The 24,791-nt window shown below is 63.2% G+C and carries 30 protein-coding genes; 17 read left to right on the forward strand and 13 right to left on the reverse strand.

All coding sequences use genetic code 11. The features are described from left to right. The first annotated feature begins 408 nt into the window (after positions 1-408). Complete coding sequence (locus FVA80_RS30375) at positions 409-588, forward strand: hypothetical protein (protein ID WP_187193754.1); 180 nt, start codon at positions 409-411, stop codon at positions 586-588. Between the two features lie 273 nt (positions 589-861). Continuing rightward, positions 862-2,030 (forward strand): IS3 family transposase gene (locus FVA80_RS08305; protein ID WP_147911033.1). Its coding sequence is split into 2 segments (ribosomal slippage): positions 862-1,126 and positions 1,126-2,030, totalling 1,170 coding nucleotides; the frame shifts between segments, so codons are not numbered across the junction. Between the two features lie 174 nt (positions 2,031-2,204). Here FVA80_RS08305 and FVA80_RS08310 read toward each other — a convergent pair. Together FVA80_RS08310 and FVA80_RS08315 are read right to left on the reverse strand one after the other, a co-directional pair. Continuing rightward, positions 2,205-2,405 (reverse strand): hypothetical protein, encoded by a 201-nt coding sequence (locus tag FVA80_RS08310; protein WP_147910995.1) that lies wholly within the window; start codon positions 2,403-2,405, stop codon positions 2,205-2,207. A 4-nt stretch (positions 2,406-2,409) separates the two neighbouring features. Continuing rightward, a complete protein-coding gene (locus tag FVA80_RS08315; protein WP_147910996.1) occupies positions 2,410-2,595 on the reverse strand; it encodes a hypothetical protein in 186 nt (61 codons plus the stop codon). A 72-nt stretch (positions 2,596-2,667) separates the two neighbouring features. Here FVA80_RS08315 and FVA80_RS08320 point away from each other — a divergent pair, with 72 nt between their 5' ends. Continuing rightward, positions 2,668-2,919 (forward strand): hypothetical protein, encoded by a 252-nt coding sequence (locus FVA80_RS08320; protein WP_147910997.1) that lies wholly within the window; start codon positions 2,668-2,670, stop codon positions 2,917-2,919. 294 nt (positions 2,920-3,213) lie between these two features. On the opposite strand, the gene FVA80_RS08325 is transcribed toward FVA80_RS08320, so the two are convergent. From FVA80_RS08325 to FVA80_RS08335, 3 genes are all read right to left on the reverse strand, one after another. Continuing rightward, entirely contained in the window at positions 3,214-3,441 is a 228-nt protein-coding gene (locus tag FVA80_RS08325; protein WP_147910998.1) for a hypothetical protein, read from the reverse strand. A gap of 11 nt (positions 3,442-3,452) precedes the next feature. Further along, the gene (locus FVA80_RS08330) at positions 3,453-3,698 is read right to left on the reverse strand and encodes a hypothetical protein (RefSeq protein ID WP_147957814.1); all 246 of its coding nucleotides are present in this window, start codon (positions 3,696-3,698) and stop codon (positions 3,453-3,455) included. Between the two features lie 68 nt (positions 3,699-3,766). Further along, positions 3,767-4,813, reverse strand: a complete 1,047-nt coding sequence (locus FVA80_RS08335; protein WP_147957815.1) for an SDR family oxidoreductase — start codon at positions 4,811-4,813, stop codon at positions 3,767-3,769. Positions 4,814-5,091: 278 nt separating this feature from the next. Here FVA80_RS08335 and FVA80_RS08340 point away from each other — a divergent pair, with 278 nt between their 5' ends. The 3 genes from FVA80_RS08340 (at position 5,092) to FVA80_RS08350 (ending at position 7,012) form a co-directional block, all read left to right on the forward strand. Further along, positions 5,092-5,757, forward strand: a complete 666-nt coding sequence (locus tag FVA80_RS08340) for a recombinase family protein (protein ID WP_147910204.1) — start codon at positions 5,092-5,094, stop codon at positions 5,755-5,757. 215 nt (positions 5,758-5,972) lie between these two features. Continuing rightward, the gene (locus FVA80_RS08345) at positions 5,973-6,659 is read left to right on the forward strand and encodes a ParA family protein (RefSeq protein WP_147910203.1); all 687 of its coding nucleotides are present in this window, start codon (positions 5,973-5,975) and stop codon (positions 6,657-6,659) included. After that, entirely contained in the window at positions 6,659-7,012 is a 354-nt protein-coding gene (locus FVA80_RS08350) for a stability/partitioning determinant (protein WP_246692320.1), read from the forward strand. The genes FVA80_RS08345 and FVA80_RS08350 overlap by 1 nt, the downstream gene beginning before the upstream one ends. A gap of 663 nt (positions 7,013-7,675) precedes the next feature. Here FVA80_RS08350 and FVA80_RS08365 read toward each other — a convergent pair. Next, positions 7,676-8,197: a MucR family transcriptional regulator gene (locus tag FVA80_RS08365; RefSeq protein WP_147910200.1), complete on the reverse strand. Its 522-nt coding sequence runs from the start codon at positions 8,195-8,197 to the stop codon at positions 7,676-7,678. 762 nt (positions 8,198-8,959) lie between these two features. Between FVA80_RS08365 and FVA80_RS31125 the strand changes: the two genes are divergently transcribed. After that, positions 8,960-9,388 carry a hypothetical protein gene (locus FVA80_RS31125; RefSeq protein ID WP_147910198.1) on the forward strand — a complete coding sequence of 143 codons (429 nt, stop codon included), beginning with the start codon at positions 8,960-8,962 and terminating at the stop codon, positions 9,386-9,388. A gap of 382 nt (positions 9,389-9,770) precedes the next feature. Beyond that, on the forward strand, positions 9,771-9,974 hold the full coding sequence (locus FVA80_RS08380) for a hypothetical protein (RefSeq protein ID WP_147910197.1): 204 nt from the start codon (positions 9,771-9,773) through the stop codon (positions 9,972-9,974). A 7-nt stretch (positions 9,975-9,981) separates the two neighbouring features. Here FVA80_RS08380 and FVA80_RS08385 read toward each other — a convergent pair whose 3' ends face one another. After that, on the reverse strand, positions 9,982-10,239 hold the full coding sequence (locus FVA80_RS08385; RefSeq protein ID WP_147910196.1) for a hypothetical protein: 258 nt from the start codon (positions 10,237-10,239) through the stop codon (positions 9,982-9,984). Between the two features lie 14 nt (positions 10,240-10,253). Beyond that, positions 10,254-10,430 carry a hypothetical protein gene (locus FVA80_RS30380; protein WP_187193621.1) on the reverse strand — a complete coding sequence of 59 codons (177 nt, stop codon included), beginning with the start codon at positions 10,428-10,430 and terminating at the stop codon, positions 10,254-10,256. Between the two features lie 964 nt (positions 10,431-11,394). Between FVA80_RS30380 and FVA80_RS08390 the strand changes: the two genes are divergently transcribed. Next, complete coding sequence (locus tag FVA80_RS08390) at positions 11,395-11,808, forward strand: hypothetical protein (protein ID WP_147910195.1); 414 nt, start codon at positions 11,395-11,397, stop codon at positions 11,806-11,808. 171 nt (positions 11,809-11,979) lie between these two features. Here the strand turns inward: FVA80_RS08390 and FVA80_RS08395 are convergent, their stop codons facing one another. Genes FVA80_RS08395 through FVA80_RS30385 form a run of 3 tightly spaced genes read right to left on the reverse strand, consistent with a single transcriptional unit; the run spans position 11,980 to position 15,035 of the window. Next, positions 11,980-14,550 carry a CheR family methyltransferase gene (locus FVA80_RS08395; RefSeq protein WP_147910194.1) on the reverse strand — a complete coding sequence of 857 codons (2,571 nt, stop codon included), beginning with the start codon at positions 14,548-14,550 and terminating at the stop codon, positions 11,980-11,982. A 35-nt stretch (positions 14,551-14,585) separates the two neighbouring features. After that, positions 14,586-14,837, reverse strand: coding sequence for a hypothetical protein (locus FVA80_RS08400; RefSeq protein ID WP_147910193.1), 252 nt, complete (start codon positions 14,835-14,837; stop codon positions 14,586-14,588). Between the two features lie 51 nt (positions 14,838-14,888). After that, positions 14,889-15,035: a hypothetical protein gene (locus FVA80_RS30385; RefSeq protein ID WP_187193622.1), complete on the reverse strand. Its 147-nt coding sequence runs from the start codon at positions 15,033-15,035 to the stop codon at positions 14,889-14,891. A gap of 810 nt (positions 15,036-15,845) precedes the next feature. Between FVA80_RS30385 and FVA80_RS08405 the strand changes: the two genes are divergently transcribed. The 4 genes from FVA80_RS08405 to FVA80_RS08420 all read left to right on the forward strand — a co-directional run bounded on the left by FVA80_RS08405 (position 15,846) and on the right by FVA80_RS08420 (position 20,942). Then, positions 15,846-17,225: an HD-GYP domain-containing protein gene (locus FVA80_RS08405; RefSeq protein ID WP_147910206.1), complete on the forward strand. Its 1,380-nt coding sequence runs from the start codon at positions 15,846-15,848 to the stop codon at positions 17,223-17,225. A gap of 647 nt (positions 17,226-17,872) precedes the next feature. Beyond that, positions 17,873-18,454, forward strand: a complete 582-nt coding sequence (locus FVA80_RS08410) for a recombinase family protein (protein WP_147910192.1) — start codon at positions 17,873-17,875, stop codon at positions 18,452-18,454. A gap of 135 nt (positions 18,455-18,589) precedes the next feature. Further along, on the forward strand, positions 18,590-19,057 hold the full coding sequence (locus FVA80_RS08415) for a hypothetical protein (RefSeq protein WP_147910191.1): 468 nt from the start codon (positions 18,590-18,592) through the stop codon (positions 19,055-19,057). Between the two features lie 1,579 nt (positions 19,058-20,636). Continuing rightward, positions 20,637-20,942, forward strand: coding sequence for a hypothetical protein (locus tag FVA80_RS08420; protein ID WP_147910190.1), 306 nt, complete (start codon positions 20,637-20,639; stop codon positions 20,940-20,942). Between the two features lie 35 nt (positions 20,943-20,977). Here FVA80_RS08420 and FVA80_RS08425 read toward each other — a convergent pair whose 3' ends face one another. Both FVA80_RS08425 and FVA80_RS08430 read right to left on the reverse strand, forming a co-directional pair. Next, entirely contained in the window at positions 20,978-22,048 is a 1,071-nt protein-coding gene (locus FVA80_RS08425; RefSeq protein WP_187193706.1) for a hypothetical protein, read from the reverse strand. A 99-nt stretch (positions 22,049-22,147) separates the two neighbouring features. Beyond that, positions 22,148-22,408 carry a hypothetical protein gene (locus tag FVA80_RS08430; RefSeq protein ID WP_147911055.1) on the reverse strand — a complete coding sequence of 87 codons (261 nt, stop codon included), beginning with the start codon at positions 22,406-22,408 and terminating at the stop codon, positions 22,148-22,150. Between the two features lie 284 nt (positions 22,409-22,692). On the opposite strand from FVA80_RS08430, the gene FVA80_RS30390 reads away from it, so the two are divergent. The 4 genes from FVA80_RS30390 (at position 22,693) to tnpB (ending at position 24,680) form a co-directional block, all read left to right on the forward strand. After that, positions 22,693-22,869, forward strand: coding sequence for a hypothetical protein (locus tag FVA80_RS30390; protein WP_187193623.1), 177 nt, complete (start codon positions 22,693-22,695; stop codon positions 22,867-22,869). 769 nt (positions 22,870-23,638) lie between these two features. Continuing rightward, a complete protein-coding gene (locus FVA80_RS08440; protein ID WP_147911028.1) occupies positions 23,639-23,878 on the forward strand; it encodes a hypothetical protein in 240 nt (79 codons plus the stop codon). 44 nt (positions 23,879-23,922) lie between these two features. Continuing rightward, entirely contained in the window at positions 23,923-24,336 is a 414-nt protein-coding gene (locus tag FVA80_RS08445) for a transposase (protein ID WP_147941957.1), read from the forward strand. Continuing rightward, positions 24,333-24,680 (forward strand): IS66 family insertion sequence element accessory protein TnpB, encoded by a 348-nt coding sequence (gene tnpB / locus FVA80_RS08450; protein WP_091928781.1) that lies wholly within the window; start codon positions 24,333-24,335, stop codon positions 24,678-24,680. Before FVA80_RS08445 ends, tnpB begins: the two co-directional genes overlap by 4 nt. The last annotated feature ends 111 nt before the right edge of the window (positions 24,681-24,791 follow it).

The raw sequence follows: 24,791 nt of genomic DNA on the forward strand, positions 1-24,791 counted from the left end.
AGAATTCGACAAAGCCTACGACGTAGGCGGTGAGGACAACGGCGGCCCAATGCATCATCAGGTTTTTTAACACGGACGACCCATATTTGTGCAGCCAAAACCTTAACAAATTACAACATTTTGAAGTTGTGTCAGACCCTATGCGCCGGCTGTGAGGTCCTGCTTCACGTCCACTTAAAGAAAGCGGATTGTCAGGCGTGGGGACAACCGAACGGATCGCCTAACGCCTGCCGCCGGAACAGTGTGGGCCTCCTAAGCCGCCTCTGGTGCTCCAGTTCCAGCCTATGATGGCACGCGACAGCGCGGGCAGAAGGCCAGAGGTTGGGCGATGACGTGAGCGCGTTTATCCCCATCGCACGCGAGAATGCCGACCTGTGGTAGCAGCTCGCGATCGCCCAGGACATGCTGATGGAAACCGCGATCGACGCCGGTAGCATGCATGCGCTGATCAAGGCGGTTCAGGGCGAGCGCGATGCCTGGCGGAATGAAATCCTGGTGATTGCCGACGGCCCGACGTCCATCTCAGTCCGGGGTGCGCAGAAGAGGATCGGCGGCTCTGTTGAGATGGCGAAGGCTGTCGGGACGTAGACCAAGGATATCCATGACGCGTTCTCGGGCGCTGACATCGAAAACCTGTCTGCCGTTCTCGAGCTCGGTGATCACCCCGGGCTCAACCCGGGCGAGCGTTGCCAAGGTCTCTATCGAGTAGGCGCCGCGTAGGCGGGCGGCTTGGACCTGCGCAGCTAGGGTCGCATCGAGGGATGCAGGCTTTTTATCTGGATCGATCATGGGCCTTTGGCCTGCCCCCTGAAAAGTGGTCCTCCCTGATGTATGGCTTTGGGCCATTTGGAGGATGTTTTTATGGGACGGAAGAAGCATACGGCTGAAGAGATCGTCGCTAAGCTGCGGCAGGTCGATGTCCTGGTCTCGCAGGGTCGCAAGGTTGCTGAAGCAATCCGGTCGATCGAGGTGACCGAGGTTACGTATTACCGTTGGCGTTCCGAGTACGGCGGTCTGAAGGGTGATCAGGTCAAGCGGCTGAAGTCCTTGGAGACGGAGAACCTGCGTCTGCGTCGGGCGATCTCGGACCTGACGCTGGAGAAGCTCATTTTGAAGGAGGCAGCTTCGGGAAACTTCTGAGCCCGGCTCGCCGCCGGGCTTGTGTCGACTACGTCGTTGCCGAGCACGGTGTGTCCGAACGCTTCGCTTGCCGTGTCCTGGGTCAGCATCGTTCGACGCAGCGCAAAGTCGCCGTGATGGTCGAGGACGAGGCTGCTTTGACGGCTGCTATCGTCGCCCTGGCTCTGCAGTATGGGCGCTACGGCTACCGTCGGATCACCGCGATGCTCCGGCGCGATGGCTGGACGGTGAACGTGAAGCGGGTCGAACGGATCTGGCGCCGCGAGGGCCTCAAGGTTCCCGCTCGCCAGCCGAAGCGGTCGCGCCTCTGGCTCAACGACGGCTCCTGCCTTCGCTTACGGCCCGAGCGTCCCGACCACGTCTGGTCCTACGACTTCGTCGAGCACCGCACGCACAATGGACGCAAGTACCGGATGCTGAACGTCATCGACGAGTTCACACGCGAGTGCCTGGCCATCCGCGTATCTCGTAAGCTGAAGGCATTGGACGTGATCGATGTACTCTCGGACCTGTTCAGCCTGCGCGGGGTGCCAGGGCATATCCGCTCGGACAACGGGCCGGAGTTCATCGCCAAGGCCGTTCAGGACTGGATCGCGGCGGTTGGATCAGCGACCGCCTACATCGAGCCGGGCAGTCCGTGGGAGAACGGCTATTGCGAGAGCTTCAACGCGAAGCTGCGGGATGAACTTCTCAACGGCGAGGTGTTCTACACCCTCAAAGAGGCCAGCGTCGTGATCGAGCAATGGCGGAGGCACTACAACAGCATCCGGCCACACTCCTCACTCGGCTACCAGCCACCTGCGCCCGAGGTCGTCATCTGGCCAACCGAACCGAGCGGCTCAGGGCCGCTCGCTCACCCCGCCATCGTCACGCGACCGACGATGCACTAACTTCGAACCTGGGCCACCGAATGGGGGCAGGCCAACACCAGCTCCATCTCAGCCAGCACCGGCATGTAAGTTGGGTAGGCTTGATGCCGGAGCCCCTGCGGATGGGCGGCGCAGGCTCGGAGCGCCAGGAGCGCGCGGCCGCGGATTGGAGCGTGAGGTTCGGTCGGCATCCGGTCAGCGCCCGTCGACGAACAAGAGCAGCAGGGCAGACACGATCAGCATTGCAACGAAGGTCACGGCCGCCACCACGTCGCGCCGGTCGACCCCTGGGCCATTGAGGAAGCCCGTGATGATCCGGGCTGCGGAGTAGCCGCCACCCGCTCCGGAGAGCATGACGGTAGCGATCAGGATCCAGCCGGTTAGGGACTCAGGCATCGCGCTACTGCAGCCGGCCGACGCCGCCGTTCAGGCCGAGCACGATAGCCCAGGTCAGCACGTCCCCGGCGGTGAGCCAGTCGCCGCCGTCCACGCGCCAGTTCTCGAAGTCGTCGTCGGGCTCGACGGTATGGCCGCGGGACATGATGACGGTCACTGCCTCGGCGATCGGGTCGGTTTCCTCGAACATACGGCCTGATACAGGTTGGAGAAGGCCAGGCCAGGAATATGCATCGTCACGTCGGTGTGAAGGAGAGCCGGCGTGGCGCACTACACGATCGATACCGACGCCGACGCCCAATACGTCGAGGGCGACTACGGCGAGGGCCTGACATGCCACTTGGCGGCGCGGCGCATGGCGCTGTCCGCGCTACCGGACCTGGCCCGAGACAGAGTGCCGGACGGGGACCAAGGCACGTTCAGAGCGATCGTCCGCGACGAGAATGGCATAGAGATCTACGCCGCGACACTCACGCTCGTTGGCGAGTGGAAGGTCACTCCTCCATCCTCATAAATCGTGTCGCACCAGCCGACCGTATCGGCGCAGCTCGCCTGCCCCCGGCATGCCGAAGCAAAGGCAGTCGCATCAAGCCAGCTGCTCAGAAAACTAGGCGGGCCTGGCTCGTTCAAAAGTTTGACCCCCGATCCATTGACGCGCAACATGGCGCGTCCTGACGAGGGACACTCACCGGCTCGGACGGAAGTCATTCTCCCCCAAGGCTTGTGTCCGATCCGGTGGGCTCTTCTACAGGCGCTGGACCATGGGCTGCCTCGCGATCGGGGAGGGCAGTTCGCTGGCGCCCCAGATCTACAGCTTCAGGGGGAACCGGGCAGCGTAGTCCTCGCGCAGGGCAGCGAGCTTGCCTTGCAGCTCAATCACCCTCACCCGCTTTGACACCGCAATATCTCGTATCGCTATGGCCTCTGGTTGATCGGACAGGGCTAACGCTGCCCCCGCCAGCTCATTCGCCATCGCCTCGGTGGCGATGATGTCGTGCGAGAGGATGCCCATCAACTTCAGCATGGTCTTGCGCATGTCAGAGCTGCTCATGCCTTCACCGGATGCGTCAGCAGGATCGCGGATTTGACCGCAGCTCGCTTGCTACCGGCTTTGGCAGTTGGCTCTTTGAGAACGGCTGATGCGTGGCGATCCGCTCGCACAGTTGCAGTTAGGTCAACGATGCAGCCGACGGCCAGCTCAAACAGACCGATTTTGGGATTGGCGAGCACCGCATCGACCGCAGCGCTCACTTGCTTGGCAGTGACCTCTTTGGATTTCAGGAGGTCGGACACGGTGGGAGTGCTGGACATGCCGGGGAGCTACCGTAAGCCGCACTGGCGCGTCGAGGCGGAGGCCGTGGCTACCTCCGCCCGATGACCCGTTGCCGACCCTCGGCTTGGCCTTGTGCGCTCGCTGCGAACAACGCAGTCGCCGCGACGAGGCCGAATGCCCCGGCAAGGCCGATCTTCAGCCATTTGGGATCAGCTGCGGGGACCGTATCGACGGCTCGGTCATCGAAGCGCCCGTGTGCCCCGGGATCAGTGTCGACGGGATCGTAGAGATTGTCCGGGCGCCCTTCGAGAGCTGCCTGGCTCGTCATCTCGCCCCTGTAGCCGTGCCGGGCGAGGTAGCCGTCGATCCATCCCGGGATGATCATGTTGCCGATGATGGCCTTCCAGGTCGGGAAGCCAATCCACAGCTCGCGCGGTGAGGTATGGGCGGCCCGGTAGACATGCCGTGCGATGGCCTCCGGCTGATAGATCGGTGGCACCGGCTCCAGCCGACGCGGCATGCGGGTGCGTGCCCAATCGAATTGAGGCGTGTTCACGGCTGGCAGTTGCACCATCGTCAATCGCACCCGGCTACCATCATGCAGCAGCTCGCTGCGCAGGCTGTCGATGAAGCCGCGGACGGCGGCTTTGGCAGCGCAGTAACTCGATTGCAGCGGGATCGAGCGGTACGCCAAGGCCGAACCGATGCAGATGATGGCCCCTTCGTTGCGGCGTTGCATGTGCTTGAGGGCAGCGAGCGTCCCGTAGACCTGTCCCAGGTAGGTCACCTCGGTCGCTCGCTTGTACTCCTCAGGCGGCGTCTGCTGCACGGGTGCGTAGATCGTCACCATGGCGACGTTGACCCAGACGTCGATGCCGCCGAACTCTCTGACGGTTTCGTCTGCCGCCCGCATGACGGCATCGGCGTCAGCGACGTCGACCCGGTGCGCAAGCGCGCGCCCCCCTGCCCGCTCGATGTCTTGGATGGTGCCCTTCAACCCAGCCTCGCCGCGAGCTAAGATCGAGACATTCCAACGATACCGGGCGAACTCATGGGCGATAGCTCGCCCAACCCCGGCGCTCGCACCGGTCACGACTACGGTCGGGCGCTGGTCACGGTTCGCGTCTCGGCTCATCGGTCATCCGTCTCGAGGATCTTAAGCGTCCCGCAGCAACAGACGCATGAGGGACAACTTTGCTCCGAACGAGCCGTCAGTCACACCGGCCGGGCGGCCATATCATCACGGCTTGCTCGGCCTTGCGCGCAACCCGACCGCGGCCGCGGCCGATTTTCCGGAAATAGGGACGAAGCCAGTCGCGGGGAAGCGATAGTGTGCCTCCAACGCCCTCGCGCTTCGATGTTTCATCCGGTTGAACGTCCGTTCGATCGGACGTAACACCCCACGAAATTAGCATGGCTTCCGCCTTCGTCTCATATCTGCGGGTCTCCACAGAGCGGCAGGGCCGATCCGGGCTCGGCCTAGAGGCACAGCGCCGAGCCGTGGCCGACTTCCTCGCAGGCGGCTCCTGGCGCCATGTAGCCGAACTGGTCGAGGTGGAGAGCGGATCTCGGGACAACCGCCCTCGCCTCTCCGAGGCCATGGCACTCTGTCGACTTCACGGGGCCACGCTGGTCATCGCCAAGCTCGATCGGCTGTCACGCGACGCCGCCTTCCTCCTGAACCTCCAGAAGGCTGGCGTCCGGTTCGTGGCGGCAGACATGCCGGAGGCGAACGAATTGGTGGTCGGCATTATGGCGGTAGTCGCCCAGGCCGAGCGCAAGATGATATCGACCCGGACCAAGGCTGCGCTGGCGGCCGCCAAGGCCCGAGGGGTCCAGTTGGGCAAGCCAGAGAACCTATCAAACCGGGAGGCCGGTCAGGTGGGCAGCCGGGTGCGTCAGACCCAGCGGTCCAAGGAACGAGCCATGGACCTCGCCCCGGTCATCGCCACCGTGCGGGCCGAAGGCGCCGTCTCGCTGCGCCAGATCGCTGCGGCTCTGAACGCCCGTGAGATCCCAGCGGCCCGGGGCGGCGTCTGGTCGGCCGCTCAGATCCAAAGGATGCTGGCAAAGGCATGAAATTGCCCTTCTCCGCATCGGCGCGAGGCATTAAAAAGAGCTACTAGTTAGCTATCAGTTACTATACAGCTAAAAACGGCTACCAAGAAGCTATTAAGTAGCTTTTGGCGATTCGACAGGTACTAGCTAGCTATCGTCTATGGTAAGGTATCTGTTAGCTAGCTGTTAAATCATACGTGACGTACTGCGTAGAGGCATCCGAGCTCGGAGGAACCATGCCCGTCATCGCCTTTGCCAACCCGAAGGGTGGGTCCGGGAAATCCACCAGCGCGCTGCTGTTGGCAACCGAACTGGCAACTAAGGGAGCGTCCGTCACCATCATCGACGCCGATCCAGAGCGCTGGATCAGCCAGTGGGCGAAGCTGCCCGGCAAGCCTGAGAACGTCACCATCATCAGCGATGTGACCGAGGAGAGCGTGGTCGACGCCATTGACGCCGCTGAGCGCGACGCGGCGTTCGTCATCGTCGATCTGGAGGGAACAGCTAGCTTGTTGGTAGCCAACACAATCGGCATGGCCGATCTGGTGGTGATCCCGACGCAGGGATCCAGCATGGATGCGAAGGGTGCGGCCAAGACCATCCGCCTCATCCGCAACTCGGAGAAGCTGTCCCGCCGACGCATCGCCCATGCCGTCCTGCTCACGCGCACCGGTGCAGCCGTCACCTCCCGCGCTCTGCGCAACGTGCAGGAGCAGTTGCATGCCGGCGGCATTGCCATGTTCGAGACGGCGATCGTGGAGCGGGCCGCCTTCAAGGACCTGTTCGATTTCGGCGGTACCCTAGCAGGGCTTGCAGCGGCACAGACAGGCAATCTCGAAAAAGCGATCCAGAACGCTCGCGAGTTCGCGGGGGAGGTGGTGTCGAAGCTCAAAGCAGCCGCGAACGAAAGGTCGGCAGCGTGATGGCCGGCAAGGAGCGTGCTTCGCTCGGGTTCGGCGATGAGCTCGACGATATCGACCCCTCAGCCTGGGCCAAGCCAAAGCCACGGGATGACAAGCCTACAGCTGAAGCAACGAGGCAAGCAGCGGAAGCCACCGGTTTCAGAAGCCGAGAACCTGTCAAAAGCGAGCCAATCACGGCGACGCCCCGGCAACAGCGCCGACGCCGGACAGGCCGTACGGCTCAGCTAAATCTCAAGCTGAAGCCTGAGACGATCGAGACGTTCATACGGGTGGCAGATGCGAACGGGTGGGGCTTGGGCGAGGCGTTCGAGCGCGCTGTTGAGCTGCTGGAGCAAAGCACCGTCAAGAAATGATAGCTGGTAGCTACCAGATTGCTCAGGATGGTGACCTCGCTCGGATCGGAGACCAATCCGGCCACCCGGGCTCCGCGTTCGATGGTCGGGTACATCCGACGGGCGAACGCCTTCAAGGGGCACTCAGGAAGCGGGTTTTTATAGCGGGAGTTGCTGCCGAACGGATGACCATCAATCCTCGGCCGTGACGCAGGTCCCCATGAAAGCCTTGCGAGCAGGGCCCTTCAACTTCTGATCTGCGGCCTGCCGCCGGCAGCCCGCTAAAACCTCCGGGCCGACGTCGTCAGCGGCCTCCTCGCCTAGGGCTGACGCACTAGAGGCGTTCTCTTCATCAGGCTCCGGCCAGCTCTGCGCCACGCCAATGCCGGGCAAGCAGGTGAGAGCAGTCAGGGCGGCTATGAGCGCGAGGGTGGGTCGCATAAATGTCCGCCTGGCTTCGCACGTAGGGCGGGTAGCATGGATGCGATCTGAGGCAAGGGTACGACTCTTCGACCTAGCCTGGATCACCGGATGTACTGAGGGAGGGACGCGCCGGCCATACGTGAACGGGGGGAACACGGCGGCCGGCGCGCTCGCGGGCAGGAGTATAAGGGCACTCAACCACCGCGATGGTTACGTATATGGGGATCGCCGGAGGGAACGGGCAGCCCCCTTCGCTCGACCTCAGTCCTCAGCAGCCTCTTTGGCTTTCCGCGGCCGACCCGGAGCGCGCTTGGGCTTCTCAGAGACCATCTCTGCCGGCTCAGCCGCCTTCGGGGCAGCCTTCTTGCGCTGCTGGCCGAGGCCGAGCGAGCGGGCGAGAGCCGAACGCTGCTCAGAGTAGCTGGCGGCCGTCGAGGGGTAGTCGCGCGGCAGACCGTAGCGCTCGCGGTACTCCTCAATCGTCATACCGCTCTTGCTGAGGTGGCGCTTCAGCGTCTTGTACGACTTGCCGTCGACGAAGCTAATCAGCGCGTCGGGAGTGATCGATTTCCGGATCTGGGATGGCGTGGGCTTGTTGACCGTAGGGGTCTCGGGGGCAACTCCCTGGCCGAGCACAGTTAGTGCACTGTGAATGCTAGCAAGTAGCTCCGGCATGTCACTGGGCCGGACCGAATTTTTCGACACGTAAGCCGAGACGATATCGGCCGTCAGTTCGATGAAATTGACAGGCTGGGCGTCGATTGTTTCTGCGTTTTCGTCCACGGTGCACCTGATTTTAGAAAGGTCGCATTCTCTACATCTGGATGGGATAAATCAATGCAGGTTCGAGATCGTAGCTTGTTTCTGTAGCCATTCGCGGCGGAGCGATGCAGGCTTCTCAACCTGAAAGGGCGGATAAGGTCATCGCTGAGAGCCGCGCTTCCGCCTGCAGGCGATCAAACTGGTTTGAGGATGCCAGCGCCACGTAGCAATTCGTTAACTATCCCGCCGGCACCTTACTCAAGGTCAGCCTGCAGGTACCGCCGTGAACCGAGCCTTCCCTGTCAGCGCCGAGGATCCCGCCGGCGATTGTCCGGTGCCGATCGATACACTCAGCAGGCTCTACCGCGCAGAGCCAGAGGTATTGGCTGATCAGCTTGAGAGCATCCCGGAAGCCACGCGAGCGCGGTTGGCCATCTACCTCTACGGGCGCAGTCATACGCGCCACCTCGGGGTGCAGATCGCAGCGACCTGCGAGGGCGCCAGCCTACGGCGTGTCGCTGGTTTTGTCGGGAATGCGCTACACGATCTTTCTCGACAAAACCCGAGCGCGTGGGTGGATGCTATTCCTTCGACCGGCGGTAAGCGGAACGTCAGTCTCGCAGGGCCGCGAGTTGCAGCGTCGCGCTAACGCACAAGCAGGGCACCCGGGGCTAGCCTGGCACTCAGCCGCCCGCCGCAATTGCCAACCGGTATTGAGATACGGGTTGCGTCAACCCCGATCATGATGGGAACATTAGACGCCGCTTTCACCCGAACCCTGTCATGCCGATCCGCCGTGAGCACCGCTTCTTCTACCCAATCGACTGGCGTGAGCTTTCAATCACTATTCGCTTCGGTCGCGCGCAGGGGCGATGTGAGGGCTGCGGTCGACCGCATAGCCGCTTGGTCCACCATCTCGGAGACGGGCGCTGGTGGGACGCCGAGATAGCATCGTGGCGTGATGGCAGCGGTCGACGGATCCGGGTTAAGATTGGCGCGGTAGACATGATCCGAGACGTACGCACCACCCGAGTTGTGCTCGCTACCGCTCACCGAAATCACGACACCGCTAATAACGCCGGTGGCAATCTCGCTGCATTCTGTCAGCGCTGCCATATGATCCATGACCGGCCTGAGCATCAGCGTCGACGGTGGATGACGCTGTTCCAGAGGAAAGCTCTGGGCGACCTATTCCGAGGACCATACACGTGAAGTCGCTGTTGAGTGAGCACCTTCACAGTGTCGCCTCGATCGAGGCGCCTCCTCGCTGCAATGGCGATGGCGGATCGCCGGGTTCACTCCGTCATGGAGTGAACCACGTTGCGCAATACCATTTTGGCCCTTCTCGCTGTCGTTGCAGTGATGGCCGCCCACGCCGTCTATAAATTGGTGCGGCTGCCCTTCCGGCTCGTACGCGGCCTATTTCGACACAGCTCTAAGCCGGTCCAGCTGACAGCGCGCTAACCCTCATCTGGCATCCTGCTGCTGGGTCACGTTGCGTATCGACCCACCGCTGGTGAGATCGGACGCTCCCCCGCCCCGTGAGCAGATCGGGGTGGGGCCGAGCGCCCGGCGCACAGGTAGGAGATGCGCCATGCCTATCGATCCAATGCTCGTGCCGCCTGGTGATGCTCTCGACCAGCTTGCCCGCAAGCTGCTCGTCGAAGTTCGCCTGCAGAACCCTAAGACGCTGGTGGGTAAGCCGATTGACGGTTTCGGCGACGATGTTGGGACCAACCTTCTCGCTTGGTTATTCGACGCCTTCGATGATGCTCTTGGCAATGATGACGGCGACTGAGCCAGCGTCACCCGATCGCCTGCGGGTGTCGCGATGGTTTGCCGGAAAACGCGGCTGCCGTCAGCGGGCAGCCGGAATGGCTGCGGCGGTGCTGTAGTTTGTAGCCCCCGCCGGGGGTGTAGTTCCCAGCGATGTTCACCTGGCCATGGCAGGCCGGGCAGCGCTTGGGCATCATCCCGTACAGGGTACGTGCTTCCACCAGGCTAACGGCGCTCCACACGCCATCAACCTTCACCTCGCACGTCTGCTGATCAGCTACCGGCATGCTGCTCAAAGGTGTCAGACCCGGATCTCTTCCGCGTGCAGACCACCAGCCCGCATGTTATCCGGGATATCGGCGTGATCGTAGTACCCGGCCTCGTGGGCCATGGCGTCCAGCGCGGCGATCGGATCGGAGGCCGATCCGGTCCAAAGGATCGTGCCGGTCGCACCCTGACGGATCTGGAACACCTTCATCACTACACCCTCCCACGTTCGATGTGCGGTCAAGCGTAGCGTTGTCTTCGACGTTCCCGGGCTACCTCAATCGGTCAGCATGCCGCATGAGCAGCGCGATCGCGATGGAGGTGCGACAGGGGTCAGGCGAAATGCATCGGTAGGGCGAGGCTGACAAGGGCGACGTACGCGCCGACGAGGAAGGCACCAGCCGGAACAACGACACCACTGAGCAGGACGAGGCGGGCATGACGATCCCCATCGGAAACGGCAACTGCCACCGTTGAGGACGATCTATGCCTAAGCTGATTGGCTCGATGTGCTGCCGGATACCCACTCTATTGTCCTGAGACTATATAGAAGATCCGGCTGTTAGAGTAGCTTCTGACAGTGAAAATCTAGCACTTGGTTACGCGCCAGCGGTGTCCACATCCGATCCAACATGGACATATCGGGCTACTTCCATAGTTCCCAAAAGCGGACCCCGACGTAGTTCAGCCCGCCGGATCAGCTACCAATTCTGCGGCGGCAGCTTGGAATTGGGATCGGTCTGTGTGGCAGCACACGGCATCAAACCGCATTTAGGTTTTTGATTGCGCACAACCTATCTCGATCATGCCGATGAGGAACAATGCCCGGCAAGCAAAACGACCCTAACGAGACCGATGCTCGTAGAGAACGCATAAGTTGGATTAAGCTCGTGCATCTTACGTGGAAGATATCCATCAATGATGAAGAGCGAGATCCGTTGCTTCGTATGTTCGACGATCTAGGATTTATATCTCCATCACATCCGATATTTAACATAATATACCATGCTGAACAAATGGAAGTTGCCATAAAGATATTAATTGATAAGTTCGAATTAGACGCTGATCATATTGCGACGCTTCGAGATATCGTGCAGCGGACAATCAGGTGAAACTAGGTACTACCTGCGGCCGACACCGGCACTAGCATCGGATTGGAATTACCTCGTGTCAGGATGCAGAGCGCTCTGCGGCGGGTAGTGGTCGAAATCAAACGCTTGGTACCGTTCACTGAGCGCCTAAACCCGCGTCTAGCCTTTGGTTCTGAAGCGGCCACTTTCCTCCAACCCAACCTGGTCGTCGGGACCGTCGTCAGCTCTGCCAGAAAGCGGTCGTTAGTCGGTCAGCCGGCAGGTCCGGCTAAGGGTGGTGAGCGGGCTTTAGCGATGCGGCCGGGACCGGACATTCAAGCCGACAGCGATCAGTCAGGTTTGGGTGCGCCTTTAGCAGACCGCCATTCGCGGCTGCTCTCGAACCATCTCAGTCACGCGGACAGCTCTTGGCACTTCCCGAAAGCGGCCATTCGTCGGCCGTCCGGCAACCTCGGCTCGGAGTTGCAATCGAACGTCAGCCTGCTGGCAGAAAGTTGACGTTCCATCTTCGGCCTAAGTCGGCGACACAGTCCGCTCTCTCCCAAGATCGGAGGAGGCGGGTGTCTGCAAAGTCGTGCCGACGCTCGCCGTCTGCGCGCAGGCAGCCGTGGCCATGTCACGCCGGGGTGTGGCTGCCGAGGTCCCAGGCACGGCGTGCGAACCGATCGATCATCTCGGCTCGGCCAAGTTGGTAAAGCTCGCGACGATCCCGGGTATCCGGCTGCCCGTGCGGGAGGCTGCCATCAGCCGGACCCGGTAGCGGGCGCCGTCCGCCCCCTCGACCGTCCGCTCGGAGGGCCGGCTCGCCGCCAGCACCGCCGGGATCTCATTTTGCAGCCAGTCCAGAGGGATCGGCGCCGAGAAGTTGCGCAGGGACCGGCCGATATCGTTCGGCTGTAGGCCGAAGATCTGCGCCGCGGCTCCGGTGAACATGCGGATGTGAAGGTCCGGCGTCAGCAGTACGCTGGCGACGTTCATGCCCTCGAACAGTGTGGCTTGATCGTCGCTCAGCTGGTCAATCGCCTCGATCTTCGACGTGAGTTCGGAATTGACCGTCTGCAGCTCCTCGTTGAGGGACTGCGTCTCCTCCTTCGAGGCCTCGAGCTCCTCGTGGGCGGCCTGCATCTCCTCGTTGACCGAGGACAGCTCCTCGTTCGAGGATTTGAGCTCCTCCAGCGAGGTCTCGTATTCCTCGATCACGGCCTGGAGCCGTTCGCGCGTCACGTTCAGCTCGCGCTCCAGGCCTTGGAGTGCCGAGTCCCGCTCGTTCGCCTCCAGGGCCTGCTGCCGCTCCTTCTCGACTGGCGCGGCGGCCTCAATGAACACGACCAGGAACAGCGGCTCGCTCGCGCCGGGCGTGGTCAGCGGCTTGACCACCAGGGAGATCGACTGGAGACGGCCGTCCGATAGCGCGACGCCGATGCCGTCGCGCACGACGAGGGTATTACCCTCGATCGCCTCGCGCAGGGCCGTCCGAAGGTCCAACCGCAGGCCCTTGCGCGCCATCGCGGCTAACTCCCGGGTCGGCTGGCCGGGCACCACCTCTAGGTGATCGCCGATCCGCGACGAATAGTGCACGGCCTCGCCCGTCCGCGTCACGACCGCATGGGGCGGCGTGAACTCGGACAACATCTGGCTCTCCACCGCGTGCCGCAGGGCCGCATGCGTCGTCACGTTGCGCCGGTGCGGCTGGCCGGCACTCGCGAAGATCGGCGTGTCCGCCCCGGACATCGGCCGCAACCGGACCGGCGGGATCGCATCGCGGGCCTGGAAGATCCGGTACTGCTTGTTGATCGTCTCAAACAGGTCCTCGAACCGCGTCACGTTCTCGGCCATTCCGATGAACAGGTAGCCGCGTGGGCGCAGGGCGTAGTGCAGCACCGGTATCAACTGCTGCTGGGCTTCGACGCCGAGGTAGATCATCAGGTTGCGGCAGGAGACCAGATCAAGGCGGGAGAACGGCGGATCGCGCAGCACGCTGTGGGGCGCGAAGGTGCACAGGTCGCGCACGGCCTTTGCGACCACCGCGCTATCTCCCGCGACGACAAAGTGCCGCGCGATCCGCTCACGCGATACGGCGGACAGGTAGGCCGTCGGGTAGCGGCCGGTCCGCGCCACCGCGAGCGCGCGCTCGTCGATGTCGGTGGCGAAGATCTGCACGCGCGGCGGATCCGCCAGGGTGAGCATGTGCTCGCGCACCAGGATGGCCAGGGAATAGACCTCCTCGCCGGTCGAGCAGGCCGGCACCCAGATCCGCACACCATCGGTCGCCGCGCGCACCTCGAATAGTTTCGGGATGATTTGGGTGGCCAGCGCCTCGAAGGCGGCGGTGTCGCGGAAGAAGTTCGTCACGCCGATCAGCAGGTCCCGAAACAGCACCCCGACCTCGGCCGGGTCGGCCCGCAGAAGCTTGAGGTAAGCGTCCGGCCCGGCCGCGCCGACGACGCTGATGCGCCGTTGGAGGCGGCGCACGAAGGTGCTGGGCTTGTACCCCGAGAAGTCGTGGCCGACCTGGCGGCGGAGGATGGCGTAGATCTCGGTAAGAAGCTCCGCGTCAGGCTCCCGCGCAACCGCGTCGGCCTGCGCATCCGACGCGGCGGCGAGGTACGCATCAACGTGCGCCGCGATCCGGCCGCCCATCAGTTCGGCAGTCTCGCCAAAATCGACGAAGCCGGTCCGCAGCGAGCTGAGCGGCATGTCGGCGGTCTCGGGGCCGTCGCCATCCGCAGTCTGAGCCAGGGTCAGGCCGCCGTGCTCCTTGATCACCTTGACGCCGATGGCGCCGTCGCCATCGCCGCCGGACAGGATCACCCCTACCGCGCGCTCGCCCTGGTCGAAGGCAAGCGCGGTCAGGAAGATGTCGATCGGCTTGGTCTCGCGGCCTTCCGACCCGAGCGGTGTCAACGTCAGCCGGCCGCCCGTGATGCCCACGACGAAACCGGACGGCATGACGTAGACGCAGCCCGGCCGGACCCGCACGCCATCGGCGGCGGCCTCGACCTCAAGCGGCGTGAAGCGGGCCAGTACGTCCGGAAGCAGGCTCTTGTGCTCCCGGCTGAGATGCGTGACGACGACGAAGGCCGCCACCAGCGTCTCTGGCACCCCGCGGAAGAAGCCCCGCATCGCCTCGATGCCGCCCGCGGACGCGCCGATGCCGACGATCGGAAAGTGGTCCTGGTCTATCTCCACGTTCTGAGCCTTCGGATCGATGACGCGCCGTTCGTCGGGTTCCAGCATCATGCGTCCGGGACCAATGTCGAGGACGGCCGCGCGGATCAGCCGTCGTTCGTGACTTCTTGTACAACGTAGGCGAGGCAGCGTGCCCGCGCCTCGGGGCTCTTCAGCCGCACAAATAGACGCAGCAGCGCCACTACCTCGGCCGGATGATCCTGGGCCACCACGGCGGAATCAGTGTTCGATGTACCGACCGGGCAGGCCGTCAGGAAGGTCGCTACGGGGACGCGCAACGTCCGGGCAATGCGGACCAGTGCAGTCATGTCGTCATTCTGCGGATTGTCACCGTCCATTCGGGCCCCTCCGCAAATTCCTGCGCCGTGCCAATCTCTGCGCGGCGGCCCTCAATGCACGGCGATCCCGGCCGCCCGCGGTCCCATCACGCCGGCGATGCGACGCCCGACATGATGGAGCACGTGGCCCAGCAGCAGGCGGGTCTCGAGGTCAGGCTCGTCCTCCGCGGCCTCGTAGGCCTCGATGAGAGACGTCACTAGCTGTTGCGATGGGCCGGGGTCGCTGCTGGAGGCCGGTGGCCCGGCGTCCTGCTCGCGCGAGCGCCGGACAAGGTCGCGGGAAGCCTGAAGCGTCCGCCGCGTCTCCTCTGCTGCCGCGCGCAACTCACGGGCGACTTCAAGGCACCGATCTGCGTGGGGGCGGTCCACCATGGGCACTCCAAGCTGCACTGAATGCCCGCGCGTGGATCACTTCTGAGCGGACGCTGGCATCGTGCGCTCAATTTCTAGGTGTAGCAATTCGGATATCAAATTCGCTAGCGATTGAGAAGGTCAAACTTTAATATGCGCCTCCTAAGCGAACAGACGCGAGTGCATACGCTGAGTTCCGAGGTCTTTGTCCAATAACATACCGGGAGGCGGACCTATCGGCCTTCTGCAATGAGTCGTGAGCGATCATCGCTCCTATGTCCGCTTTGATACATCTACCGTTCGGAAACGGACGGGCTGAAAACCAACCCTACTCGGTCATTCCGCTGGCGACCGAGCCTGTGTGAAAACGAAAGCGCATGCCGAAGTTGTAGAACAATCGTCTACACGGCAGACAAGCGGCCCCGCTGGAGGACGGTTCCGACGCGGTTTGGAGAGCCATTTCGGCGCTGCCCAGTTTGTCTTCGGGAAGATCCTTCTACCGCTTCTGCGTTTTCACACACTCGGCCCTTTGCGGAAGCTGGAAATGTCCGCTTAGGGCTGACTAGCGAGAGAAAGGCAGCGCAACGCTTTGATTAGGTTCTTCAGGCAGTTTTGCCGCCTATAGAGGCCTATAAGGCAAGAGACTGGACGAGAACGATGCGGATCGTATCAGGCAGCGAAGAGGAAGCCAGGACGATCCAGCTGTCGGAAGTGCTCGGCGCCTTGAGCCACGCCCTGGACCTGACGGAGGGTCAGCCCGTCGGGCATTGCGTGCGCGCGACCTGGATCGGCTTCAACATCGGCCGGGAGATGGGCCTACCGGACTTGCAGCTCTGGGAACTCTACCACACGGTGATGCTGAAGGACCTCGGGTGCTCCAGCAATGCAGCGCGCATCTGCGAACTCTACCTCTCCGACGATCTCAGCTTCAAACGTGACTTCAAAACAGTGAGCGACAGCCTGCCAAAGGTGCTCGGCTTTGTCTTCTCTCATACCGGCCTCAAGGCCGGCCTCGCTGAACGCTTCCGTGCCGTGCTCAACATCCTGCAGAACGGCGGAGCGATTACCGACGACCTGATCCAGACCCGCTGTCAGCGTGGTGCTCAGATCGCCCGACAGCTTCACTTCCCCGCGAGCATCTGCGAGGCCATCCACGCCCTGGACGAGCACTGGAACGGCGGCGGTCGACCGGACCGCCTCGCTGGCCCAGCGATCCCACTCTACGCACGGGTAGCGCTGCTCGCTCAGGTAGTGGACGTGTTCCACACCGCGGCCGGCCCCGCGGCCGCGGTTGCCGAGGTGCGGGCGCGCTCGGGCACATGGTTCGATCCTCAGGTGGTCGCCTGCTTCGAGGCGGCCGCGTCCAAACCCGGCTTCTGGGACACCCTGGCTTCGGATGAGGTCGAGGAGGCGGTGTTCGCGTTGGCGCCGGTCAGCCCGATCGTCGTGGACGAAGACTACCTCGACGACATCGCCCGTGCCTTTGCTCAGATTATCGACGCCAAGAGCCCGTTCACTTCCGGCCATTCGGAGCGGGTTGCGGTCTACGCCGACATGATCGCGGCTGAACTTGGCTATACGTCGGAACGCCGCCGCTGGCTGAAGCGGGCTGCGCTGCTTCACGATGTTGGCAAGCTCGGGGTCTCGAACGCGATCCTCGACAAGAACGGTAAACTGGATGACGCGGAGTGGCGGGACATGCGCAATCACGCCTCCCTTTCCGAGACCATCCTGACCCGCGCGGCGGTGTTCCACGAGATGGCTAGCATCGGCGGCGGCCATCACGAACGGCTCGACGGCAAGGGCTATCCGCGCGGCTTGAAAGCCGACGCAATCGCACCCGAGACCCGCATTGTCTCGGTCGCCGACGTGTTCGACGCGCTGACCGCCGACCGGCCCTACCGTGCGGCCATGTCGCTTGAGAAGGCACTCGGCATCATGCGCGCAGACCTGGGCACGGCGTTCGACCCGCTCTGCTTTGCGGCGCTGGAGCGGGCGCTCACCGCGATCGAGGGCGATCTCGCTCGGGCGGCTTGAACCAAGCCACCTCTCGGCGAACCCCCTGACTACCGGACCAAGACCATCTTCCCTGATCCGCCGTTGGTGGCCTCGCGACAGGACGCTGCTTCTCTTGAAGCCGAGACGATGAGCGCGCGCACCACCCATCCGAAGGCTGGCGAACTCAAAGCTCCGAGGCAGAGCGAGCTGAGGATGCGGGCAAGCACGATCTTAACTTTCTAATCCAGGGTAAAGCGGCAGACGTGGAGTGCTCGTGAAGCTGTCATCCGCCCAGCGATCGCAGGATACGTTGCCTGATAGTACATGCTGATAGCAATTCCGATTGCATTTGATACAACCAGATCTACATCTTCTAGCTGCATATTCCTTGTGTCACGCTCGCCTTCGTCTGAACGCCACCTTCGTCAGCTTTCAAAACGACGTACATTGGCTTCTAGGGCGAGGTTAGATCGGAAGCGGAACGTCTGCTTCGGGGCGAAGGGTTAAGGGCAGCTTTCCCCCTTATCGGACGCTGCCACGTGCAGCTATATGCATCGGTAAAACGATCGTTTTCCCGACAATAAGCAACGGCAGGTCGAAAGCCAACCCAAACGGCCGTGTTTCTGTCGGATAAAAGTGTCGGCTTTTCTATTGCCGGAGAAACGTGTTTTTGGCACTGTCCCGACATGCTCGTCGGATATGCCCGCGTCTCTACCCTCGACCAGAACCTCGACCTGCAGCGCGACGCGCTGACGAAGGCCGGGTGCGAGCGCCTGTTCGAGGAGAAGAAATCCGGCAAAGCCGGGACCAGGCGTCCGGAGTTCGAGGCGGCGCTCGCCTTCCTGCGGCCTGAGGACGTGCTCGTCGTCTGGAAGCTCGACCGGCTCGGTCGCTCGCTCGTCGAGATGATGCGCACCATCGACGGCCTACGCGTGAAGGACGTGCACTTCCGCTCGCTCACAGAGCAGTTCGATAGCGCCACCGCACACGGCCGCTTCGCCCTGCAGATGCACGGCGCCATGGCCGAGTACTTCCTCGACCTCAACCGCGAACGCACCATGGAAGGTCTGAAGGCGGCCCTCGCGCGCGGGCGCAAAGGTGGCCGGCCGAGGAAGCTCAAGGAGGCCGATCTCGAGGCGGCCCGTGCCATGCTGGCGGCCGGCACGATCAGCGTCGCCGACATCGCCAAACGCCTCGGGGTCAATCGGGATACCTTCTACAGCTACTTCCCGCGCGCGCGTGCCAACAGTACCGCCACCAAGGGCTGATCCGTACCAAGGGCTCGTAGCCTCGGCATACTGCCGACACCCGAGCGGTCGTCGAAGGCGCCGCGCACGAGCGGACATGTGTGCCTTGCCGATGCCGCGCAGGCCTGAGAACGGATCGCTGGACCACGGAGCGCCATGCCGATCAGCCGACGCCAGCTCGCCGCATCCCTGATGACGGCCACCCACATCGCCGACCGTCATGCGATCGCGGCGTTCATCGCCGACCCGGCAACGCAGTCGGCGCCCAACCCGTTTTCCCAAACCAGCGCCGGAGCCGTCCGGCAGGTCTGGCGACAGCGCGCCGCCGAATTCCGGTCGTTCGACATCGCATCGGCTGGACTCGTCGACCTGCTCGCGACTGTCGCCGACATGGCGGTGGACGAGGTCCTGACCCAGGAGATCCTCCGGGCCGGTCCCCACACCGCCAACGTGTTCCACCACGGCGACGGCTGCCGGATCGTCGGCGCAGCGCTCTACGGTCGACCCGGTGTCGGCCTGCCTGACTTGCCGATGCCGAGATCCCTAAGGACCGCACTCCGCCGAAGCTCCGGCATGCGAGGCGCCGGGGGACAGCTCGACCTGTTCGCAGGCCTCAACCCCTGAGGCGTTCCCGGCGACCTGGTGGCATCGACGCTTCAGTGCGTGAGGTGTGATACCCAAAACTTATGGCATCCAGCTGGCAAACGCGCTGGCACCGACTGGTACCGGGTGGCCCTTTGTGGCCCCCGGTGGCCCCGACCATTCCCGCACGCAGAACCCGGGACAAAACCTCCCGCCTCGCGTTCGGATCGATCGCGAGGGCATCACATCTTACAACACTGAAGATGTCGATGACGGCGGCACGGCCTCGTGTCCCACCACGCCGATCCCGCGATCAGACCGGCATTCCCGAGCCGCGATCATGGCTTCAATCCCCTGGCCGAGCCGAGGATCGCGGCGACTGGCAGAGATGAGCCAACACCCTGTGATGGCTCATCTCTGCCCCCTTCCTCCTCGGATGGCTTCGAAGCTTCGGACCACCCCGGAGCTCGAGCGGGGCAACGCACCGGACGTTTGATCGCCCTGGTTCCCGTTTGTCTCACGCTTGCGTCCCGGCTGTTCCAGCTTGGCTCCATGCGTATCGGATGAGTTGCCTGCGCCGCGCCTGGTGCTGTGCTTCGCAGCGCTGACCCATGCTCCCGGACTATGGTTAGACCTATCCCCGCCATCACGGTCCCTTGTCCGTGGAATGCGGTGGGGCTGTCGCACGCTTGTCGATGCGTTGGACCGACCGTGTGAGGGGCGTATCGGACCGTTGTGGCACCGATAATTTCCCCTCGTCGGCGCCGTCGCCGATGAGATCCTCGCGCGGTCAATCATGAGCCTGGAGCGGACGAACGATCTCGTCTGTGGCCACGCTAAGTCACGGTGCCAAAATCGTTTTTCTGTGTTCCGGCCGGAAACACCGCCCCGGAGGTGCGTGGTGAGTGCTGACAACGAAGACCCATAGCCACGGGGCAAGCGTTCCACGTCCCATGCGCCGCTCGCGCATCGAGGCGAATGACGGAACGGGCGAGAAGGAAGGTGGAGGATGGGGCGCAAACCGTCGCACAAATCCAGCACCATGCGGGCGGAGAGATCGTCCCACACCGCGATACGACATCGATCATATGGTCCGGCACAACCATCCCGTTCGCGTTGCGACGATCGCCAAACGGATCTCGGCCAGATGCATCGCAAGCCGAGGGATCGATCCCAGGTAAGCCGAGAGTGCCCGTGGGTCAGGTCGTACGCTAGATCGTAGGTGATTGGGCGCGCATCACGGCCAACAAAACCGACGCCAATCTCGCGGCCTTCTGCCAGCACAGCCACATGATCCATGACCGATCGGAGCGTCGGAGACGGCACTGGAACACGCTGTTCCGGCGGAAGGCGATGGGCGACCTGTTCGGCGGGCCCTACGCTTGAACCAGCAACCAATGCCTAGGCTTAATAATTAATTGATATTAACGCGCAGATTGCGCACGTTTCACAAATTGAGCGCGAAGCACCGGGAACCTTTAGGCGACTATACTGATCTCTGTTAGGTGGGACCTAGCCTCGTAATGCTAGGTTTGTCCCACAAAAATTTCTTACCCAGGTTATATCCGTGCCGATATGCAATCTAGGCCGCGCGTTTCTCATCGGCACGCCTATCGCGCTCATGGCAGGGTTATTCGCACTCGGACCGGCCCAAGCCGATCTTGCCAACGTCGTCCGCGTCGTGCTGCAGAAGGGTCGGCAATACGCCCCCACCGACCTGTTCCTGCGCCGAGGTGACACCATCGTCCTGGTCAACGGGGACGACGGCGCGATCCATCACGCCTTCATCGAGGCCGATCGGTTCGCGTTCGACGCCGGCGACCAAGAGCCGGGCAAGCAGGCCCCGCTGACGCTGAAGGAGCCCGGCGACTTCGTGATCGAGTGCGGTATCCACCCGAAGATGAAGCTCACCCTCCACGTCCAGTAGGAAGGTGGCGACCAAGCTCCGTCTAGCGGACGGCCTCAGATCACCGGCAAGCGGGTGAGGCCTTCGTACAGGGCCTCGTGACCGACGTAGTACAGCGCCAGGAAGGTCGCGAGCGCACCGCCGTAGTACGCCGGCGCCCACGTGACGTCGCGGACCCGCACTGCGGTGCGCATGTCGTCGGCCGCGATGCCGAGCAGCACGACGATGATCCCGGAATGCCCGATCGCGTCGACCTTGCCGAACTCGAACACCGCCGAGACGAAGATCGCGGCCAGGATGATTGCCGCGGCGCGTCGCACCAGTGGGGTCCAGAGCAGCGCGAAGGCCAAGGTGAACTCGATGACACCGGCCGCCTGCATGAACAGTTCCGGGGTGGCGCCCATGGTCATCTGCGGCTTGGCGGCGAGCAGCGGATCGGTCCACTGCGGGTAGGCCCACTTCTCGACTGAGGCCCACATCAGCGTGATGGCGGCGGTCCAGCGCACGATGTCGAGCGGGCGCAGGCCGAAGGGCTTCAGGTTGAGGCCTTGGCAGACGAGGTAGACCGCCACCCCGAGGAACACTGGGTAGTCGGCGAGGTGGAAGATGCCGTACTGCGCGGTGGCGAAGCTGAACAGGAAGACGATGCCCAGGCCGGTGAGCGGCATGGTCCGGCGCCAGATCAGGCAGGCGGCCAGCGCGAGCTGGAACCACGGGATCCAGGCGACGTCGGTCTTGAGCTCTGGGGTGAGGATGATGCCCCCCATCCCCCACAGCGAGACGAAGAAGAAGCCCAGCGTGACGCGGACCAGCAGCTCGGTGTCGGTGCGGATCCGGGTGGTCACGCGATCCAGCGCGTTGAGCAGGGCACTGCCCAGCGGCGTGCCCTCCGCCAAGCACCCGAACATCAGGCACAGGATGGCCAGACCAGCGAGCCACTCGAAGTTGGCGCACAGCACCTGCTCAAGGCCACGTGGCTGCCCGGCGACGTCGTAGGCGCAGAACCATTTCACGTGAGCGCTGGCGGAGCTCGTACCGGCGAGGAGGGCCAAGGGTGAGACTGCGAGGCTTCCCAGCGAGCGCGTACCCAGGCGACGCGTGAGCCTGAGCGCCGAGACCCGAACCATGATGACCTCGAAAGACGTGGCGGGCACCGACCCGCCTACGTATTTCCTCACAAACAGCGGTATCGCGTCAACGAGTTATTAACGAACATTACGCGATGGTTAATAGCGGTCGCGGTGCTTATTGCCTGGGCAAACGACGCTAGTTTTGATCTTTGCTGAGGCTGATGTAGCGCGCCAGAACCAGCCGTGCTCGCAGGGGCCGGTGTAACTCTGCTCGATCGGCGTGAGGATCGTGGTCCGGCATCCGAGCAGCGCGGAGCCGTAGACGACGCCCAGCCATGGGCTGAGCTTCTCGCAAACCACGACCATGTCGCCGTCGTGCAGGCGGTCAATCTCACGGAACAGGGCTTCTCCGGACAAGCATCGCCGCCGATCGACCCGTGCATTCTGGCAAGGGTATTGCCTGCCCATTGAGATGGCTGTGTTCCACCTCGAATGCTCCATCCACCGGCGTTGCGCCAGTGGTCTCTCGGTTGCGGCCGAGCAGATCGTGATGCGCACGGATGCCGAGGCGATCGCCTATGCCGATGCCCGGTTCGCGGGCCTGATTGCCAATCGTGCAGGATCTGCGACGTTGAGGGATGATGCCGGGCGGGTCATCTGGTCCGCACGACGTTCCGGTGTCACTGAGGGACGGCATAGCGATGACCGAGACCGATAAACCTCATGGCATCAGCGTCGTACCGCCGACGGTGCCGATCCGAAACATCAATGTGCCCGACCCGACGACGGGGAGCGAGCCTGAGAGCAAAGACGTGGTGCAAGACGCCGAGAGCAAACCTGAAGATCCAGACAAGGCAGCCAAGGATGGCTTGGCCTAGCAAGTTTGAGGCGCAGGTCGCGGACGGGACAGCCGCGGAGATCGCCGGTCGCCCAGTCTGATGGGAAGGGGCCCCGCAGTTTTCGCAGCTGCGGGGCTGAACCATGAAATCACATGCGGGAGCGGCGCATGTGATGACGCCGGTGACGGGTCATGTGTCGCCGCCCCATCATGCCGCTCTGTCCACCCATCCGCTTTTGAGACGGGCTCTTCACGCTGCCCGGGTTATTCATGTTGCCTTCGGCGCTGCCTCCGCCGGCGGGGGTTTGAGCGAGTGCTACTCCCGCCATTGCAACAGAAAGCGCGGCGGCGAGAGCGAGTGTCTTAATCGACATGGCGTTTTGCTCCAGACGGATCGGTTCGATCGTTCATGGGCTGAACGTCATCGTGATCAATATCGTTCAAGCTTCTGCAGAGGACAGCCGCAATCGGCATCATCCTGCTTGCCGTCGGCATTCGGTCCGGGTACCGAAGCCGCCCCGGACAAAGAAAAGGCCCCCCCTGAAGGAGCGGCCCAAAGTCTAGGGAGGAAACGCCCTTCTCAGGGCAGCAGAATTGCGACGCCATCGCGATCCCGCAACGCACACTTAATCTGGTGCGACGCAACAAACAATGCTCGATCTCCGACCAGAGCACATAGCCGTCACGTCTTCCTACACCCGCTGCATGGGCATCCCTGTCTAGCGAAACCGACCGTTAACCAGATTGTCTCTCGCTCGCCGCATGTCGGCGGTAGGCACTCTCGCTCCCGCAACGGCCGAGAGCAGAGCATGACGCGCGCCGACCTCGACAAGCGCGCCGCGCTGACCGTGTGGCTTGGCCATGGCCCAGCGCACGTCGCGCAGGGTCACGAGTTCCCAACGCTGCGCCAAGCTCTCGCGGCAGCGGCTGAAGTCATAGACGCAGAAGACGTGCAGCCCTGGATCATCACAGAGGACGGTGACATCCTCGTGCGCATCCGGCGAAGGCCGCCTTGTTTGGAGGTTTATCGGCGTCCAGCTTTTCGGTGATCTGATCCGGCATCGGTGCTGGCATCGGTGCTGGAGATGCTCGGATGGACGATGCGACCTACGTCCGGCGCCGCCGCTGGAGTCCTCAAGAGAAGCGCGCTGTCGTGACGGAGTCCGTGACCAGCGGCAACGTGATCGCGACGGCCAAGCGCCACGGCATCCAGGCGCAGCAGATCTATCGCTGGCGTGAACGGCTGGAGGCGCGGCCGGCCTGTGGCGCTTTCCTGGCTGTGGCGGTCGCGTCGGATCCAGGGCCGTCCAGTCCGGCACCGCTGTCGGCACCGGTGCCGGCATCGCTGCTGGATGACACGAGCAGGGATCGGGATCCGACATCGCGGCCGGAGCGGTCGCCGCGGGTTGAGATCGTGCTGTCCGCCGGGCGCCGGATCATCGTCGAAGGCGGCGTCGAGGTCGACGCGGTGCTTGCGTTGGCGCGGGGCCTTGAGGGCTTTCGATGATCCCGGTTCCGCTTGGGGTGAAGGTCTGGCTTGCCACTGGCCACACCGATATGCGGAAGGGGTTCGCCTCACTGGCGCTGTTGGCGCAGGAGGTGTTGAAGCGTGATCCGCTCGGCGGCCACGTCTTTTGCTTCCGCGGGCGCCGGGGCGATCTCTTGAAGGTAATCTGGCACGACGGGCAGGCGGCGAGCCTCTACGTGCGACGGCTTGAGAAGGGCCGCTTCCTATGGCCCTCGCCAGCCGACGGGGTCGTCGCGATCACGCCCGCACAGATGGGTTATCTGCTCTCCGGGATCGACTGGCGCAATCCGGTGGAGACCTGGCGTCCGACGGTGATCGGATAGGCCTTTTTGCTTGCGTTTGCAGGAGGATGTGATTCCCTCACCGTCGTGAGCGCCGCCCCTTCATCGCCGACTTCGCCCTCGCTTCCCGCCAATCTGGCGGCGGCTCATGCG

Origin of the sequence: Methylobacterium sp. WL1 (assembly GCF_008000895.1) — a bacterium.
In the GTDB taxonomy this organism is placed as follows: Bacteria; Pseudomonadota; Alphaproteobacteria; order Rhizobiales; family Beijerinckiaceae; genus Methylobacterium.